Origin of the sequence: Pseudohalioglobus lutimaris (genome assembly GCF_002866825.1) — a bacterium.
GTDB classification, from domain to species: Bacteria; Pseudomonadota; Gammaproteobacteria; order Pseudomonadales; family Halieaceae; genus Halioglobus; species Halioglobus lutimaris.
In genome coordinates this window covers 53,629-70,088 of record NZ_PKUS01000029.1, presented here as the reverse complement: position 1 = coordinate 70,088, position 16,460 = coordinate 53,629, and the positions used below count along the sequence as shown (strand labels likewise).

Annotated in this window: 15 protein-coding genes; 6 read left to right on the top strand and 9 right to left on the bottom strand. The window is 57.5% G+C overall.

All coding sequences use genetic code 11. The annotated features are described in order from the left end of the window. Positions 1-8: 8 nt before the first annotated feature. The 7 genes from C0039_RS17115 to rpsB form a co-directional block, all read right to left on the bottom strand. The gene (locus C0039_RS17115; RefSeq protein ID WP_075998690.1) at positions 9-626 is read right to left on the bottom strand and encodes an NUDIX domain-containing protein; all 618 of its coding nucleotides are present in this window, start codon (positions 624-626) and stop codon (positions 9-11) included. Further along, positions 626-1,639 carry an aspartate carbamoyltransferase gene (locus C0039_RS17110; protein WP_075998691.1) on the bottom strand — a complete coding sequence of 338 codons (1,014 nt, stop codon included), beginning with the start codon at positions 1,637-1,639 and terminating at the stop codon, positions 626-628. Before C0039_RS17110 ends, C0039_RS17115 begins: the two co-directional genes overlap by 1 nt. A gap of 123 nt (positions 1,640-1,762) precedes the next feature. After that, positions 1,763-3,211, bottom strand: coding sequence for an exodeoxyribonuclease I (gene sbcB / locus C0039_RS17105; protein ID WP_075998692.1), 1,449 nt, complete (start codon positions 3,209-3,211; stop codon positions 1,763-1,765). Between the two features lie 4 nt (positions 3,212-3,215). Further along, entirely contained in the window at positions 3,216-4,739 is a 1,524-nt protein-coding gene (locus tag C0039_RS17100; protein WP_101518766.1) for a fumarate hydratase, read from the bottom strand. Positions 4,740-4,914: 175 nt separating this feature from the next. Then, a complete protein-coding gene (locus C0039_RS17095; protein WP_243391647.1) occupies positions 4,915-5,709 on the bottom strand; it encodes a hypothetical protein in 795 nt (264 codons plus the stop codon). A 170-nt stretch (positions 5,710-5,879) separates the two neighbouring features. Next, complete coding sequence (gene tsf, locus C0039_RS17090; protein WP_101518765.1) at positions 5,880-6,737, bottom strand: translation elongation factor Ts; 858 nt, start codon at positions 6,735-6,737, stop codon at positions 5,880-5,882. A 121-nt stretch (positions 6,738-6,858) separates the two neighbouring features. Further along, positions 6,859-7,662, bottom strand: a complete 804-nt coding sequence (gene rpsB, locus C0039_RS17085) for a 30S ribosomal protein S2 (protein WP_165787172.1) — start codon at positions 7,660-7,662, stop codon at positions 6,859-6,861. A 326-nt stretch (positions 7,663-7,988) separates the two neighbouring features. On the opposite strand from rpsB, the gene map reads away from it, so the two are divergent. From map to nth, 4 genes are read left to right on the top strand one after another with little or no spacing between them, the layout of a single operon-like run. Further along, entirely contained in the window at positions 7,989-8,759 is a 771-nt protein-coding gene (gene map / locus C0039_RS17080; protein WP_075998697.1) for a type I methionyl aminopeptidase, read from the top strand. After that, a complete protein-coding gene (glnD, locus tag C0039_RS17075) occupies positions 8,759-11,443 on the top strand; it encodes a [protein-PII] uridylyltransferase (protein WP_101518763.1) in 2,685 nt (894 codons plus the stop codon). The genes map and glnD overlap by 1 nt, the downstream gene beginning before the upstream one ends. 12 nt (positions 11,444-11,455) lie before the next feature. Further along, positions 11,456-12,646, top strand: a complete 1,191-nt coding sequence (dapC, locus tag C0039_RS17070; RefSeq protein ID WP_101518762.1) for a succinyldiaminopimelate transaminase — start codon at positions 11,456-11,458, stop codon at positions 12,644-12,646. Positions 12,647-12,655: 9 nt separating this feature from the next. Then, the gene (nth, locus tag C0039_RS17065; RefSeq protein WP_101518761.1) at positions 12,656-13,309 is read left to right on the top strand and encodes an endonuclease III; all 654 of its coding nucleotides are present in this window, start codon (positions 12,656-12,658) and stop codon (positions 13,307-13,309) included. 53 nt (positions 13,310-13,362) lie between these two features. Here nth and smrA read toward each other — a convergent pair whose 3' ends face one another. Beyond that, a complete protein-coding gene (gene smrA / locus C0039_RS17060; RefSeq protein WP_075998701.1) occupies positions 13,363-13,983 on the bottom strand; it encodes a DNA endonuclease SmrA in 621 nt (206 codons plus the stop codon). A gap of 62 nt (positions 13,984-14,045) precedes the next feature. On the opposite strand from smrA, the gene C0039_RS17055 reads away from it, so the two are divergent. Then, positions 14,046-14,246 carry a cysteine-rich CWC family protein gene (locus C0039_RS17055; RefSeq protein WP_075998702.1) on the top strand — a complete coding sequence of 67 codons (201 nt, stop codon included), beginning with the start codon at positions 14,046-14,048 and terminating at the stop codon, positions 14,244-14,246. Beyond that, positions 14,243-14,974, top strand: a complete 732-nt coding sequence (cysZ, locus tag C0039_RS17050; RefSeq protein WP_075998703.1) for a sulfate transporter CysZ — start codon at positions 14,243-14,245, stop codon at positions 14,972-14,974. Before C0039_RS17055 ends, cysZ begins: the two co-directional genes overlap by 4 nt. 35 nt (positions 14,975-15,009) lie before the next feature. Here cysZ and rhlB read toward each other — a convergent pair whose 3' ends face one another. After that, positions 15,010-16,413 (bottom strand): ATP-dependent RNA helicase RhlB, encoded by a 1,404-nt coding sequence (gene rhlB / locus C0039_RS17045; RefSeq protein WP_075998704.1) that lies wholly within the window; start codon positions 16,411-16,413, stop codon positions 15,010-15,012. Between the last annotated feature and the right edge of the window lie 47 nt (positions 16,414-16,460).

Here is a 16,460-nt window from a genome sequence, read left to right as displayed (position 1 = left end):
CTGGAGCCTCAGCTCCAGCGTGACCTCACTGATTCGATATTGTTTTGCAGCCAGAGCAGGGAGATCAGCGTATGGCCATTGGGAATGCGATCCTGAGCGAGCAGATCAAAAGCGTCTTTGACAGGCACCAGGTGAACCAGAATATTCTCGCCCTCTTCAGCCAGACCATGAACACCACCGGCAACAGCGCCCGAGACCCGACCACAGAAAAGCGAGACCTTCTCGGTGCAGGCTCCGGCACTGGGCAATACCGTGGCAATGGGCAGTAGATCAGCAACCTCACAACCGGCCTCCTCGCCGACCTCACGGTGAATGACCTGTTCATGTGTCTCGTCCGCTTCAACAATGCCGGCGATTAACTCCAGCATCCACGGATCGCAGTCATCGCGCATCGCGCCCGGGCGAAACTGCTCAATCAACACCAGCGAGTCGGATTCCGGCTCATATGGCAACACACCCACGGCGTCGCCACGCTCAAAAATCTCGCGCACCTGGGGTGCCACCCAACCGCCGTCGAAAGCTCGATACTGCAGCGTTACCCTGCGCACACTAAAGTAGCCCTGGAAGACAGTCTCGTCCTCGAGCACACGCACATCTTCAGCACCAAAAGTGAGGTTCAGAGGCATCAGAAACGACCTGCGGTATACCAGTTGACCTCGCGAGAATGCGAATCGACCTGATCAGCCACATCCAGTACCAGGGCAAACAATGCCATACGCACCAGAATGCCATTGTCTGTCTGCCGAAAAATGGCTAGATTGGGGTTATCGTTCAGGTCGTCATCCAACTCCCGCGCATGGTCGCGGGAGTCCCTGGGCAATGGGTGCATAATCACGGTGTTAGGTTGGCAGTGCGCGGTGTATACGCTCTGGTTCAGGCGGAAGCGACCGCGGTACAAGTCTGCTTCTTCCTGTGAGCTGAAACGCTCCTCCTGTATCCTCGTGGAATAGACTATATCGACCTGGGCGATACTTTCCTCCAGACGATCTGACTCCCACACTGACAGTCCGGCTGTGCGCATCTGCTCAACAATATCTTCGGGCATGCGCAATTCCAGAGGACTGACCAGGTGCACTTCCACCGCGTCGAACAGGCTCAGGAGTTTACACAGCGAGTGCACGGTCCGACCGTAACGCAGGTCACCTACCATGGCGATGCGCAACTTATCCAGATGCCCACCGTGAGCGGCCACTTCGCTCTTGATGGTGTAGAGATCCAGCAGCGCCTGGCTGGGGTGTTCATTGCTGCCATCACCGCCGTTGAGCACTGGCACCCGGCTGGCGGCAGCAAATTCGCCAACCGACCCCTCCGCCGGATGACGCATCACAATAACATCGGAGTAACCGCTCAATACGCGCGCGGTATCGTAAAGCGATTCGCCCTTGGCAATAGCAGTGGATTCGAAGCCTGTAGTTTCACGAACTTCGCCACCCAGGAGGTTGAATGCGCTGCCGAAGCTGACCCGGGTGCGAGTGCTGGGCTCGAAAAACATGTTGCCGAGAATGGCTCCGTCAAGAACCTTGGTGAGACGTTTGCGTTGCGCATAGGGCCCCATGCGATCAGCAACGGCGAAGACGCGCTCCACGTCGGTCCGTTCAAACTGTGCGATAGACAGGATATGACTGCCGGCAAATTGCATGGGTGTTGCGCTCCTGGTCTGTTCGGGATCTTCCGGGGCGATTATACGACCGTGAGCAGCAGCGAGCCATGTGCTTAATACCGGGCCGGAACCAGACAACAGTCCTTTTCCCGCAGTCCACTATCACGCAAGCAGACTGTCGCTGTACTCCAGAAGCTGTTCCATTAACTGACGCTGCGGCGGCGACAACTCCCCGGACGCCATAAGGGTCTCGATCGTTTGCTGATACTCTTCCATGCAGATACTTGCGCCCGCATCCGCTTCGGTAAGACGCTGGAAACGGTACTCCTCCCACTGCGCCTGCTCCTCTGTGGAAAGGCTTTGAGGGTAGTTACGCGCCCGATAACGAAACAGCATTTCCGGCAGGCGATCATCCTCGAAGGGAAAGCTGGTCGAGGCCAGGTCTTGCGGCGCACTGTCACGAACCTGATCCATCAACCGCTTGTCCCTATCGGAAAAGAAGCCTCCGCTGTAGAGCATGCGGTCCGGGTCGGTAATTTCTGGGTACTGATGCCCAGCGTAGACAGCCTGCATTTTCTTGACGAAAGACTGTGGATCCGCGGCACGAAATTTGCGCAATGCAGCCAGGTGAGTGCGGCACTGGTCGCCCGAAATACCAAGGCGAGCGGCCGTTTCGGGGTTAGCCATTTTTGCAGTGACCAGAACCGGACAGCGATTAATGTGCAAGGTCTTCAGGCCGGGTCTCTCCACGCCTTCGGGCAGGTCCTCCGTTCGCGTGTATAGATGCTCACGCAGTAGCTCGGGGGATGCCTCGATCAACGCAGCAGGGTCTGCCATCAGGTCATAGCAGATTACCTCGTTCTTGTTGCCCGGATGCATTGCCAGGGGAACAATCAAGGCGATATTGTTGCGTTGCGCGCCAAACATACCTGACACATGCAACACTGGCTTCATTGCTTCCATATCCAGCATCGCCGATACCGAGCCTTTGTCCCTGTTGCGCAGCACGTAGTCGTAAAGCCGCGGTTGCTTTTCCCTAATCAACCGCGCCATGGCAATCGTGGCATGCACATCCGACAGGGCATCGTGGGCGGCCTCATGGGCTATACCATTGGCGGCGGTGAGCTGCTCAAGCCGAAAGCTGGGTAGCCCATCCTCGCGATTGGGCCAGACGATGCCCTCGGGGCGCAGCGCGTGGCAGGCCCGCACCATGTCAATAATGTCCCAGCGTGAGTTGCCGTTTTGCCACTCACGTGCGTAAGGATCGTAAAAGTTCCGGTACAGGGTGTAGCGAGTTACCTCGTCGTCGAAGCGCAGCGAGTTATACCCCACGCCGCAGGTGCCGGGTTGCGCCAACTCAGCATGGATTCGAGATATGAACTCAGCCTCCGGTATTCCCTCTGACAGCGCCTGCTGCGGGCTGATCCCGGTGATCAGGCAGGCCTGGGGATGGGGGAGAAAGTCATTGGCGGGCCGGCAGAAAATAACCAGCGGCTCTCCTATGGGATTAAGGTCCTCGTCAGTTCGCAGCCCGGCAAATTGCACCGGGCGGTCACGCGAGGGAACTGCGCCAAAGGTTTCGTAGTCGTGCCAGTAAAAAGTGTCAGGCACAGTGTCAGCTCACTTCAATGGCTTGCTCTTCGATCTTTGCCTTCCAGATCTTCGGCCCCACCTCGTGAACCGAGGTGCCTTGCGCATCAACAGCAACGCTGACCGGCATATCCTTGACCTCGAACTCGTAGATCGCTTCCATGCCCATTTCCGGGAACGCAACGACTCTGGCCGAGGTGATAGCCTTGGACACCAGGTAGGCCGCACCGCCCACGGCCATCAGGTACACCGCCTTGTGTTTCTTGATCGCCTCCACGCCGACCGGCCCGCGCTCGGCCTTGCCGATCATTCCCAACAGTCCGGTTTCTTCGAGAATGAAATCCGTAAACTTGTCCATGCGGGTAGCAGTGGTTGGGCCAGCGGGGCCCACGACTTCGTCGCGCACCGGATCGACCGGGCCCACGTAATAAATAAAACGCCCTTTCAGGTCCACCCCGTCCGGCAGCCCTTCCCCGGACTCGATCAGCTCTTTCATCTTCTTGTGGGCGGCATCGCGACCGGTCAGCATCTTGCCCGAAAGCAGCAATGTGTCGCCGGGCTGCCACTGGGCCGCTTCTTCGGGCGTCACCGTGTCGAGATTGACCCGGCGCACGCCTTCACCAACCTCCCAGGTGATATCGGGCCAGTCGTCCAGGCTGGGGGGCGTTTGTAAAGCAGGTCCGGAGCCATCCAGCACAAAATGCGCATGACGGGTCGCAGCACAATTTGGAATCATACAAACCGGCAATGAAGCAGCATGAGTGGGGTATTCCATGATCTTCACATCCATTACGGTAGTGAGACCGCCCAGGCCCTGGGCACCGATACCCAGCTTGTTAACTGCCTCCATCAACTCCAGGCGCAGTTCTTCGGCACGATTAGCGGGGCCGCGCTCGCGCAGCTCGTGAATGTCGATAGGCTCCATGAGAGATTCCTTGGCCATGACCGCCGCTTTTTCAGCAGTCCCGCCTATGCCGATTCCCAGCATTCCCGGCGGGCACCAGCCCGCACCCATGGTCGGCACCGTCTTGACCACCCAGTCGACAATGCTGTCAGAGGGGTTAAGCATGGCCATTTTCGACTTGTTCTCGGAGCCTCCGCCTTTCGCCGCCACCTGCACATCCACGGTGTCACCCTCTATCACCTCCATATGAATCACCGCAGGCGTATTGTCCCTGGTGTTCCTGCGAGCGCCCGCCGGATCTTCGAGAATGGAAGCGCGCAGCACGTTGTCGGGATGGGTATAGGCCCTGCGCACACCCTCATTGACCATGTCTGCAACGGACATGTCAGCTTGCCACTGCACGTCCATGCCAATCTTCAGGAAAACGGTCACAATGCCTGTATCCTGGCATATGGGGCGATGGCCTTCGGCGCACATGCGCGAGTTGATCAGAATTTGCGCCATGGCGTCCCTGGCGGCAGGGTTCTGCTCTTTTTGCCAGGCTTCATGAACAGCATCGACGAAGTCTTTGGGGTGGTAGTAGGAGATGAACTGCAGGGCATCGGCGACACTGTCGATGAAATCATCCTGACGAATCACGGTCATGACGGGCTTCCTTGATTTTGGCGGGAGTTAATGCGGCGAGTATTGTACACCGGCAGGCGGGGTGAGAAAGCCCCGGTTGCGCATGCAAGGTGCTTTAGCCGCCTCGGAACGGGCTGCTGCCAGCCACCGGCCAGTTAGCCGGAAAAAAATGGAGGCAGCGGCCATCAAAAATTGATCAGGGTGCGGCCTGCAGCGCGCGAACGGCACCTTCGAGACTGTTGATGCTGCCATTAACCTGACGACGGAAGGCATCTGTGGCGCGCACGGCCTCTGCGTTACTCTCTACCTGCCGGTTCAGCTTGGCCATATCAAGATTAATGCGATTAAGCGTGTCCGCGACACGCTCCACTTCCGCCTGGTTACTCCTGGCGCTGTTCATCAGGCGGGACAGATCGCCGGATACACTCTTCAACTTGGCCAGGTCCGACGCCGCGCTGTCCGCCTTGGCCTGCAGCGACTTAAGGGATTTTTCATTGGCGGCAATCTTGCCATTGTGAGACTTGCTGGAGGCCTCCAGGGTGCCCAAACGGGCTTTGGTCTGTTTCCAGACATTATCCCAGAGCTTTCGCACCTCAGTGTCCAGCTCCTTTATCTTGGCCGCCTGCACCGCCGCATTCTGGCTCATGCCCTCATCGGTATCGGAAAGCCGCGCCTCGAGGTCACCGATGCGGGCAGCGTAGTCATCCAATACAACATTGGCCTGCTGCAGCTGGGTCTGTAACTGCCAGGCCCAGGCACAAGCCACGGCAGCGGTAACCAGGGCAACGACAATAAAGAGACGGGCAAGGACCCCCGCCCCGGCCTTTGCCGCCTGGGGAGGACGTGCCGCTCCCGTGGGAGCCTTACCGCGAGGTGTTTTTCCCCTGGCCGCTCCGGCCTTGTTGCCGCCGCCAGTGCCCCCCCCGGGAGTAAATTCCCGGTCACGGGAGGGAACGATTGAGGGGATATGGTCTATATCGTCTTTGGACATCAGAGCTACTACTATTGCACGGGTTGTATACGCGATTATACATGGGACGCTTGCCATCCCAAGAAATTCCCGGGGATTACACAAGCCTCCTGCGCAGGATGTATAACCGCCCGGGACAACGCAAAACGGGGCCGAAGCCCCGTTTCACGATAGCGCTGCGATAGTGTTGCCTAGCCATTCAGCTGAGCAGCAACCTCGTCAGCAAAATCGACCTTTTCCACTTCAATGCCTTCGCCAACCTCATACCGGGCGAAAGAGGCAACTTCAGCTCCTGCAGCGGAAACCAGTTTGCCTACCGTCACATCGGGGTCCTTGACGAACGACTGCTCAACCAGGGAGTTTTCGGCAAGGAATTTCTTCACCCGGCCACCGATCATCTTTTCGATGATTTCTGCCGGCTTGCCGGATTCCTGGGCCTGGGCTGTGTAGATTTCCTTCTCCTTGGCGATTACGTCCTCGGGCATATCCGCTGGAGATACAACCTGGGGATTTACCGCGGCGACGTGCATGGCAACATCTTTGGCCAGGTCCTGGTCACCGTTCTTGAGCTCAACCAGCACAGCGATACGGTTGTTACCGTGAACATAAGCACCAACCACGCCGTCACCCGCTGATACAAGCTCAACGCGGCGAACGCTGATATTCTCGCCGATCTTCTGTACCAGGGCTTCACGGGTTGATTCCAGGTCACCTGCCATCAGAGCGGCCACGTCGGTCTGCTTGCTCTCAAAAGCAGCCTCGGCAACCTTGTCTACGAAGGCGAGGAAGTTGTCATCGCGAGCAACGAAGTCGGTTTCTGAATTCACTTCAAGCAGCACACCGTAGCTACCGTCCTCAGCGATGCGCGTGGTCACGACGCCGTCAGCGGCGGTCCGCCCTGCCTTCTTTGCCGCTTTCATACCGCTGGACTTGCGCAGTTCTTCAATCGCCTTATCGACGTCGCCTTCAGCAGCAGCCAGGGCCTTTTTACATTCGAGCAGACCCAGGCCGGTGCGCTCACGAAGTTCTTTAACCAGTTTTGCTGACATTGTTTTCCTCCTGTGGAATCCAGGGAAATCGGATCTTGGAAATAAAAACCCCGGCCGCCAAAGCGCCGGGGGTGATGCGAACTCCCCGGCACCGTAATTCTACAGTGCCGGGGAAAGGTGCTTACTCGGCAGCCGCGGGGGCAGGCGCTTCGGGGGCGGCTTCCGGAGCAGCTTCGGTAGTTGCCTCGCCAGTTTCCTCAACGAACTCGTCTTTCTTGCTGGCTACCGCTTCACCATTTTCAGCGCGACCTGCGATGCAGGCGTCGGCAACAGCCGTCACGTACAACTTCACCGCCCGGATGGCGTCGTCATTGCCAGGAATGACGTAGTCAACGCCGTCGGGGTTACTGTTGGTGTCAACGATGCCAATCACGGGGATACCCAGCTTATTGGCTTCAGTAATGGCGATACGCTCATGATCCACGTCCACGACGAACAAGGCATCAGGCAGGCCGCCCATTTCCTTGATACCACCAATAGAACGCTCCAGCTTCTCCATATCGCGAGAACGCATCAGCGCTTCTTTCTTGGTCAGGCGGTCGAACGTACCGTCCGCTTGCTGTGCTTCGAGCTCACGCAGGCGCTTGATGGATGCACGGATGGTTTTGTAGTTGGTGAGCATACCACCGAGCCAGCGGTGGCTCACATAGGGCTGGCCAGCTCTTTCGGCCTGCTCCTTGATGATCTTTCCCGCTGCGCGCTTGGTACCAACAAAAAGAATCTTGTTCTTGTTGGAGGCCAGACGCTGCACCATATCCAGTGCTTCATTGAAGGACGGAACAGTGTGCTCGAGATTGATGATATGAATCTTGTTACGGGCACCGAAAATATACTGGTCCATTTTTGGATTCCAGTAGCGGGTCTGGTGTCCGAAGTGGGCGCCTGCCTGGAGCAGGTCACGCATACTTACTTGCACTTGTGACATAGTTGGTTACCTTGTTTTGGGTTAGTCGTCCACATATCCCCTGTTCCAAACCCTCTGTCATGAGACAGGGGGCACCCTGGAAAAGGTGTCGACATGTGTGTGTCGTTTGATTCCCATGTTCCAGAAGCGCGCCCTTGCGGGAACAGCACCCTCGGAAAATGAGGCGCGCTTTATACCATAAGCCCAACCTTTGTTAAAGGGATAAATCCCCCCGGAAAGCTCGCGTGTTACCCGCAGGCGCCACGAATAGGGTAGAATGTGCCCCCTCCAGCGGCCGAGGATTTGCCGCTAAAGCAATATTTTTCATTTATTTCAATGAGTTAAACATGGGCGTAACGATTAAAACAGCGGACGAAATAGAAAAAATGCGCGCCGCAGGCAGCCTTGCTGCCGAGGTACTTGAAATGATCGAACCCCACGTTGAGGTGGGCATCACTACCGGCGAACTGGACCGAATCTGCCACGACTACATAGTGAGCAGGAACGCCATTCCCGCGCCTCTCAACTATCACGGCTTCCCTCGCTCCATCTGCACCTCGATAAACGAGGTGGTATGCCACGGCATTCCGTCTGATACCAAGAAACTCAAGAACGGCGATATCGTCAATATTGATGTCACCGTCATTCTCGATGGCTATCACGGGGATACCAGCATCATGGTGCAAGTTGGGAACGTTGCCCCCCATGCCCAGCGCCTGGTCCAGGTTACGCAGGAGTGTCTTTACCTGGCACTGGACATCGTCCGCCCGGGGGCCACACTGGGCGACATAGGCGCCGTCATTCAGCAGCACGCAGAAAAGAATTACTACTCTGTCGTCCGTGAATACTGTGGCCACGGCATCGGCAAGGTCTTCCATGAAGACCCTCAGGTACTGCACTACGGCAAAAAAGGCACAGGACTGGTTCTGGAAGAAGGCATGACCTTCACCATTGAGCCCATGATCAACGCCGGCAAACGCCAGACCCGGCTCAACCAGAAAGACGGTTGGACTGTCACCACGCGTGACGGCCGACTTTCCGCCCAATGGGAACACACGCTGGGCGTTACCGCTGACGGCTGTGAAGTCTTCACCCGTCGTTCAACTGAAAAACGCTGATGATTGTCGCGGTCACCCCATTGCCCAGCCTGCCCCGGGAAGCGTTTGATCCGAAGGCCTTTGCTCGGGGGCTGGATGAGGGACAACCCCTGGTGGCCTGTAAGGACGCCATCAGCCAGTGTACCGAGTTCCTGCACCGTCAATTCCGTGCAGGTGCCGATGCGGGTCTGCTCATTCGCCAGCGGGCCGTTTTCATGGACCAGATGCTGGGTGCACTCTGGGACAATCACGGGTGGGATTCCACAGACCTGGCACTGGTTGCAGTAGGGGGTTACGGGCGCGGCGAGCTCCATCCTCACTCCGACATTGATATTTTGCTGTTGCTGGGAGCAGACTATGACCCCGGCTCAGGACAGATAGAAGGCTTTCTCACCCGACTGTGGGACATCGGACTGGATATCGGCCACAGCGTACGCACGGTGCAGGAATGCGTAGACGCGGGCCGCGACGACATCACCATACTGACCAATCTAATGGAAGCAAGGGTGTTGCGTGGTCCCGAGTCGCTGATGCAGGAGGTTCGCCAGCTCACCGGACCCACGCAGATGTGGTCCAGCGCCGAGTTCTTCCGCGCCAAGCTTGATGAACAACGTGCCCGGCACACCAAATTTGCGGACACCGAATACAACCTGGAACCCAACGTAAAGAGCTCACCCGGAGGTTTGCGCGACCTGCAAACTATCAGCTGGATCGCAGAACGTCACTTCGGGGTCGAGTCCCTTGATCGACTGACCACTGAAGCATTCCTCAATGCTGAGGAAATGAAAGTCCTGAAAGACGGTCGTGAGTTCATGTGGAAAGTACGGTATGCACTGCACATGGTTACCGGGCGCGAAGAGGATCGGCTGCTCTTTGATCACCAGCGAGAGCTGGCTGGCATATGGGGGCTGGAAGACGGAGACAAGCTCGCTGTTGAGAACTTCATGCAGGTCTACTATCGCTGGGCACAGGCATTAAGTATGCTCAACGAAGTGCTCATACAGAATTTTGACCAGGCCTTTCTCACCGCGGCGGGTGCTCACGACGTGCAGGAACTCAACGGCCGCTTCCAAATGCGCAACGGCTACATCGAGGCCCGCAACGACAACGTATTCAAGGTTGATCCCTCCGCCATTTTGGAGGTGTTCCTGCTGAGCGCGCGCAATGACGCCATTAACGGCATCGCCGCTCCCACCATCCGCCTGCTGCGCAACAGCCTGCACCTGATAGACGACAATTTTCGCGCCAGCGATATCAACAAGCGCATGTTTATCGAATTGTTACGCTCGCCATACAAGCTCACCCGCCAGCTAAAGCGTATGCTGCGCTACGGCGTGCTGGGCCGGTATATACCCGCATTTGGTCGTATCATCGGGCAGATGCAGCACGACATGTTTCACGCTTACACCGTGGATGCACACACGCTGGAAGTGATTGAGAACATGCGCCGTTTCCAGATTCCTGAGTTCGCCGAGCGTTTTCCAGTCACCAGCCGGGTCGCTTGCAGGCTCCCAAAAATAGAGCTGCTCTACCTTTCTGGACTGTTCCACGATATCGGCAAAGGGCGCGGAGGCGATCACTCTGAGCTTGGCGCTGTGGATGCGCGAGCGTTCTGTGAGGACCACGGACTGTCAAAGCGCGATACCAACCTGGTGACATGGCTGGTTGAAAGTCACCTGACAATGTCCGCCGTGTCCCAGCGGCGGGACATCTCAGACCCTGACGTCATTCTGCAGTTCGCCCAACACGTGGGGGATGAGAACCGACTGGACTACCTCTTTGCTCTCACGGTTGCTGACATCAACGGCACCAATCCCACGCTGTGGAACGCCTGGCGTGGCAGCCTGTTGCGCCAGCTCTACACCGAGACCAAGCGTGCACTGCGACGAGGCCTGGAGAATCCGATAGACAAGCAGGTCTGGGTGGACGAAACGCGGGATGCGGCCATCGATTCGCTCGAATACCGTGGCTTTACCGTTGAAGAACTGCAAGAGCTGTGGAAAGAGCGCGGCGAAGACTACTTTCTGCGTGAAAAGTCCGAGGATATCGCCTGGCACACGGAGGCGATTGCCGGCCACCACGACAAGAGCAAGCCATTGGTTGTGCTGCGCTCAACCCTGGACTCCAGCGTTGCCAATACCACCCAGATCTTTATTCATGCTCGCTCCACTCCCCAGCTCTTCCCCAGAATCTGTGCTCAGCTGGAACAGCTAGACCTCTCAGTTCATGATGCGCGCATCTATAATGCCAACGACGGCATGACGCTGGATACGTTCTTCGTCCTCAGTGCAGATGGCAGCTCTATTGCCGAAGACAGCGCACGCCTGAATCACATACGTGAGCACCTGACTGAAACACTGGGTGATTATTCCGAGGCAAAGGATGACGTACAGCGGAGAACGCCGCGGGCCAAGAAATCTTTCTCGGTACCCACTGAAACCAAGATGAGCGTGGACGAGATCAAAAACTATTCCGTGCTGGAAGTGTCAACCCCTGATCGCCCCGGTCTGCTCGCGCGGATAAGCCGCATATTTGTAGACTTCGGCATCGAACTGCAGGCCGCCAAGATCCAGACGCTGGGCGAGCGGGTAGAAGACGTATTCTTCATCACCGACCATAAGCAACAGCCCATAACAGACCCGGCGATGTGCGAGGCAATACAACGCGCAGTTCGTGAAGAGCTGGATGAACAGGCGGTTGCCTGACAGCAAAAATATATGAATCCGGATCTGCAAAAGCTTCAGCCGTACCCCTTTGAAAAACTGCGCCAGCTGTTCGCCGACCTGTCGCCCGCGGAGAACATGTCGGCCATTGCGCTGTCCATTGGGGAACCGAAACACCCTGCGCCCGGCTTTGTTCTGGAGACCCTGGCAAACAACCTCGACAAACTCTCGAGCTACCCGCTAACCCAGGGCCTACCTGAGCTTCGCAGTGCAATGGCCTCTTGGTTGACAGCGCGTTTTCAGCTGCAGGGAGTTGACGCAAACAAGCAGATATTTCCGGTCACCGGCACGCGAGAAGCCCTGTTCGCCTTCGCCCAGGCAGTTGTGACACCGGGGCCGGATGCCCGGGTACTCTGCCCCAACCCGTTCTACCAGATCTATGAAGGCGCAACCCTGCTCGCCGGAGCACAACCTTGCTTTATCAACTGCACCGCAGAGACCGGCTTTTTGCCGGATTTCGACAGCATCGCCGAAGACGAGTGGCAACGCTGCCAACTGGTTTACCTGTGCAGTCCCGGCAACCCTACCGGGGCCGTGATGCCGATAGACCAGATGCAGCAGCTGATCAGGCTGGCGATAGAACACAATTTCATCATCGCCGCAGACGAATGCTACTCCGAGATATTCTTTAACGAAGACGCGCCGCCCCCCGGGCTACTGCAAGCCTGTGCCGCAATGGGCCATCACGACTTCCGAAACTGCGTCGTTTTTCACTCACTGTCCAAGCGCTCAAACCTGCCTGGGCTGCGCTCTGGTTTTGTTGCCGGCGACGCGGATATACTCACCAAATTCCTGCTCTATCGCACGTACCATGGTTGCGCCATGCCACCGCACCACCAGCTGGCCAGTATCGCTGCCTGGAACGACAACACCCACGTAGTAGAAAACCGGCAGCGCTACCGGGAAAAGTTCAAGGCTGTCCTGGCGGTTCTCGAGGGTCATCTTGATGTGGCAATGCCCGACGCCAGTTTCTACTTGTGGCCGAAAACCCCGATCCCGGAAACTGACTTCGCTCGCGAACTCTACGCTGGCGAACATATTACGGTACTACCGGGCAGCTACCTCGCCCGCGAGTCCGCCGGCGTCAACCCCGGTGCAAACCGCGTGCGCATGGCACTGGTCGCCGAACTATCTCAATGCGTGGAAGCGGCACAGCGTATCGTGCACCGCCTAGGCAAACTCTAGGAACCGAAAGTGCTGAAAGCTGAACGCGTGCAGTACATCCTCCAGCGGTTGCAGCAACTGTATCCGGATCCCCCTGTGCCTTTGGATCACAGCGATCCTTATACGCTTTTAGTCGCGGTTTTGCTCAGTGCACAGTGCACCGATGAGCGCGTCAACCAGGTGACGCCGGCATTATTCTCACTCGCCGATAATCCCCACGACATGGCAGGTCAGGAAGTACACACCATACAGGCTATTATTCGCCCCTGCGGCCTTTCACCGCAGAAGGCCAAAGCAATCAGACGGCTGAGCGAGATGCTGGTCGAAAGCTATGAAGGCGAGGTCCCCAGGGACATGGAGGCGCTGGAGACATTGCCTGGCGTAGGTCACAAAACCGCCAGCGTGGTGATGTCGCAGGCCTTCGGCGTACCAGCCTTCCCGGTAGACACACATATCCACCGGCTGGCGCAGCGCTGGGGACTCACCTCGGGCAAAAGCGTGGTGCAGACTGAACGCGACCTGAAGCGGCTCTTTCCCGAGTCATCCTGGAATCAACTTCACCTGCAAATCATTTTCTATGGCCGCGAGTTTTGCAGCGCGCGCGGTTGCGATGGTCGCGTGTGTGAGATCTGCAGGACATGTTACCCCGACCGCAAGCACCCTAAAAAGACGCTCAAGGCCTAGCAATCGCGCGGGCACCAGGTAAGGCATTCAATAACAGGGCGCCCAAGGGCGGGCTAGCTGCCATTTGGCTCGTAGGGCACACGCCCTTTCATGAACACCTCTCTGTTCTCCCGCTTTTTCTCCTCACTTTTACGCAGCAGGACATAGACAGCACCGGTACCCCCGTGACGCGGTTGCGCGCTGTGAAAAGCCTGCACCATATGCAGTTCTCGCAACCAGTGATCAGTGCAGCCCTTCAGGATTGAGGAGCGATCCCGCTCAGCCTTGCTCTCGCCCTTACCGTGGATCACCATGGCGCTGCGAATACCAAGGCGCACGCACTCCTGAATAAAATCATAGAGTTCCCGGCGGGCGATTTTTGCTGTCATCCGGTGCAGGTCAATACGCGCCTCAGCTTCGTAGCGACCTTGCTTGAGTTTACGAAAAACCCCGTTCTGCACGCCGGGGCGCTTGAAATCCAGGACGTACCAGGAGTCCAACGGCTTGATGGCCAGGCCTTCCTCGGTGAGCACATTGCCGTCGTGCCTACTATCGACCACCGCCGCCTTGCGACGAACTGCCAGCGAAGAATCACGCGCCAGCTGCGTGGAGCTGACCCGTACCCGCTCCTCCCGCTTGAGAGGAACCACATCCGACATTTCATCGACGAACAGGCTCTCTTCGTCGTCACTCATACTTACACTCCCTCTGCAGTGGGCTATTATAGCGCTCAGGACAGCACAGCAGACACCAGATTATGGACAGCAAAGCAGCCGACAAGTGCCCCCTGTGCGCCGGGGACAATGCCTGCGCCATCGCGGCGGGCCAAGCGGGAGAAACCTGCTGGTGCACGAACGTACCCATACCGGCATCGGTACTGGAAGCGCTGCCGAATAGCGAGCGCGGTGTGCGCTGCCTGTGCAGGAATTGTGCAACTGGAGAGGAGACGAAGCGTTGAAAGGTAATGTAGTAGGCGGCATAGGCTACCTTGTGGACGGCGCAAAACTGCTCACTCACCCGTCATTACGCCTGTTCGTGGTCATTCCACTGATGGTAAACATCCTGATCTTTGGGTCACTCATCTGGCTTGGGCTGAGCTACCTCACCGACCTGATGGACCGCTGGCTGGGCTCCATCCCGGATTGGCTGGGTTTCGTTCAATGGATACTGTGGCCGTTGATAGGCCTCACCCTGAGCCTGATGACCGGCTACCTGTTCACGGCGATGGCATTGATTATCGCATCTCCCTTCAACGGGCTGTTGGCCGAAAAAGCCGAGGAACTGGTAACGGGCAAGGAGGTTCCCGCCATGGAGGGCCTGGGCACCGCCTTGATGATGGTGCCACGGGGCATATTCAGGGAAATCGCCAAGTTACTCTACTACCTGCCAATGGCAGCTTTTGTACTTCTGGTGACGTTCATACCGGTATTGAATACCGTGGCGCCCGTGCTCTGGTTTCTGCTCGGTGCCTGGATGATGTCGATACAGTTCGTAGACTACCCTATGGATAACCACCAGCTGAGTTTTGCCGACGTAAAGGAAGCCGTGCGCAGCCGGCGCCTGTCGAGTATGGGTTTTGGCGGCGCTGTGGCCTTGTGCACCGGGATACCGCTGGTGAATTTCTTCGTGGTACCGGCAGCGGTGGTAGGTGCCACACTGCTCTGGTCAAAGGAGCTTGATGCATAGACACCAGCCCTGCATGACACAGGGCGGTGCTGTGTTCAGACCAGCAGTTCCTCTGGCGGATGCGTACATTCCAGTGGAGTGCCCAGCAGCGCTTCCAGGTCTGGCAGCAGGAAGGCGTCATCCTCACTAGCGAAGCTGATGGATGTGCCCGTGGCACCTGCGCGCCCGGTACGACCAATGCGGTGTACGTAATCTTCCGGGTCTTCAGGAAGGTTGTAATTGACCACATGACTGATGCCATCCACGTGTATCCCGCGGCCGGCCACATCGGTTGCGACCAACACCTTGATCTCCCCGCTCTTGAACTGCTCCAGCGTTCGTGTGCGCTTGGCCTGGGGGATCTCCCCGGAGAGAACGCCGCACTTTACCCCTGATTTCCGCAGACGCTCGTGCAGGCGACGAACCTGGTCACGTCGATTGGCGAAAACAATCAGACTGCTGCAGCCCTCGCTGCGAATCAGATTATTAAGTATGCGGTAGCGCTGCTCCGAACTGACCAGGTAAATTTTCTGGTCTACCGTATCTGTAGCGACACTGTCCGGCTCGATTTCAACCGTCACCGGCTCGAAGGTCCACTGTTGGGACAGATTGATGATGTCCTGGGTAAATGTGGCGGAAAACAGCAGCGTCTGGCGATGCTCTTTTCTGGCAGTCGCGCGCACAATGCGCTTTACCTGGGGAATGAAGCCCATATCCAACATGCGGTCAGCCTCGTCCAGGACCAGTACTTCCACATGATCCAGGAACAGGTCACGGCGACCCATAAAGTCCAGTAGGCGGCCCGGGGTTGCGACCACCAGGTCGACGACCTCGCGCTGTAGTCGGTTGAGCTGCTTCTGGTAATCCATGCCGCCGATCAGGGTGACCGTATTCAGGCCCGTATACTTACCGAGATCCTCCGCGTCTGCGGCAATCTGCATCACCAACTCGCGGGTGGGCGCAATGACCAGCGCTCTGGGCTCGCCAATAAAGCGTTCGCCCTCTACCGGGTTAACCAGCAGGTCGTTGAAAATGGTGATCAGGAATGCGGCCGTCTTGCCGGTACCCGTTTGGGCCTTGCCGATGGCGTCATGGCCCTGCAGCGTATGGGGCAGTACCTGCGCCTGTATGGGCGAGCAATAATGAAACCCCAGGTCCGCAATCCCATGCATGATTTCGTCCCGCATACCCAGGTCATGGAAGCGCGTCTCGCCCTCCTTGGGGTCTACCGGAAACTGGTCCAGGCTCCAGTCCTGCTGCGCCGCCCTGGGCTTGCGCTGGCGGCGCTTCTTGCCGCTTTTGCCCTGCGACTGCCGGCTTTCGGTTGTATGACCCTTTTCAGAGGTGGCTTTTGGCGAGGGCTCATTCCGCGCAGGCTTGGGCTGCGCAGAGGGCGACGGGGCCGCCTCACGTGCCGGCTTTTTTTGGCCGGACAAGCGCCCTACTAGACTTTTAATCAACTCAATGCTTCCTGTAACTGTTCAAAAAACGCGCGCCAGTCTAGCAT

Excerpts from the sequence above, each read along its gene's own strand:
- C0039_RS17110 (WP_075998691.1), bottom strand. The coding sequence starts at position 1,639 with ATGCAATTTGCCGGCAGTCATATCCTGTCTATCGCACAGTTTGAACGG.
- glnD (WP_101518763.1), top strand. The coding sequence starts at position 8,759 with ATGATTGTCGCGGTCACCCCATTGCCCAGCCTGCCCCGGGAAGCGTTT.
- map (WP_075998697.1), top strand. The coding sequence starts at position 7,989 with ATGGGCGTAACGATTAAAACAGCGGACGAAATAGAAAAAATGCGCGCC.
- dapC (WP_101518762.1), top strand. The coding sequence starts at position 11,456 with ATGAATCCGGATCTGCAAAAGCTTCAGCCGTACCCCTTTGAAAAACTG.
- C0039_RS17055 (WP_075998702.1), top strand. The coding sequence starts at position 14,046 with ATGGACAGCAAAGCAGCCGACAAGTGCCCCCTGTGCGCCGGGGACAAT.
- tsf (WP_101518765.1), bottom strand. The coding sequence starts at position 6,737 with ATGTCAGCAAAACTGGTTAAAGAACTTCGTGAGCGCACCGGCCTGGGT.
- C0039_RS17095 (WP_243391647.1), bottom strand. The coding sequence starts at position 5,709 with ATGTCCAAAGACGATATAGACCATATCCCCTCAATCGTTCCCTCCCGT.
- rpsB (WP_165787172.1), bottom strand. The coding sequence starts at position 7,662 with ATGTCACAAGTGCAAGTAAGTATGCGTGACCTGCTCCAGGCAGGCGCC.
- C0039_RS17115 (WP_075998690.1), bottom strand. The coding sequence starts at position 626 with ATGCCTCTGAACCTCACTTTTGGTGCTGAAGATGTGCGTGTGCTCGAG.
- C0039_RS17100 (WP_101518766.1), bottom strand. The coding sequence starts at position 4,739 with ATGACCGTGATTCGTCAGGATGATTTCATCGACAGTGTCGCCGATGCC.
- smrA (WP_075998701.1), bottom strand. The coding sequence starts at position 13,983 with ATGAGTGACGACGAAGAGAGCCTGTTCGTCGATGAAATGTCGGATGTG.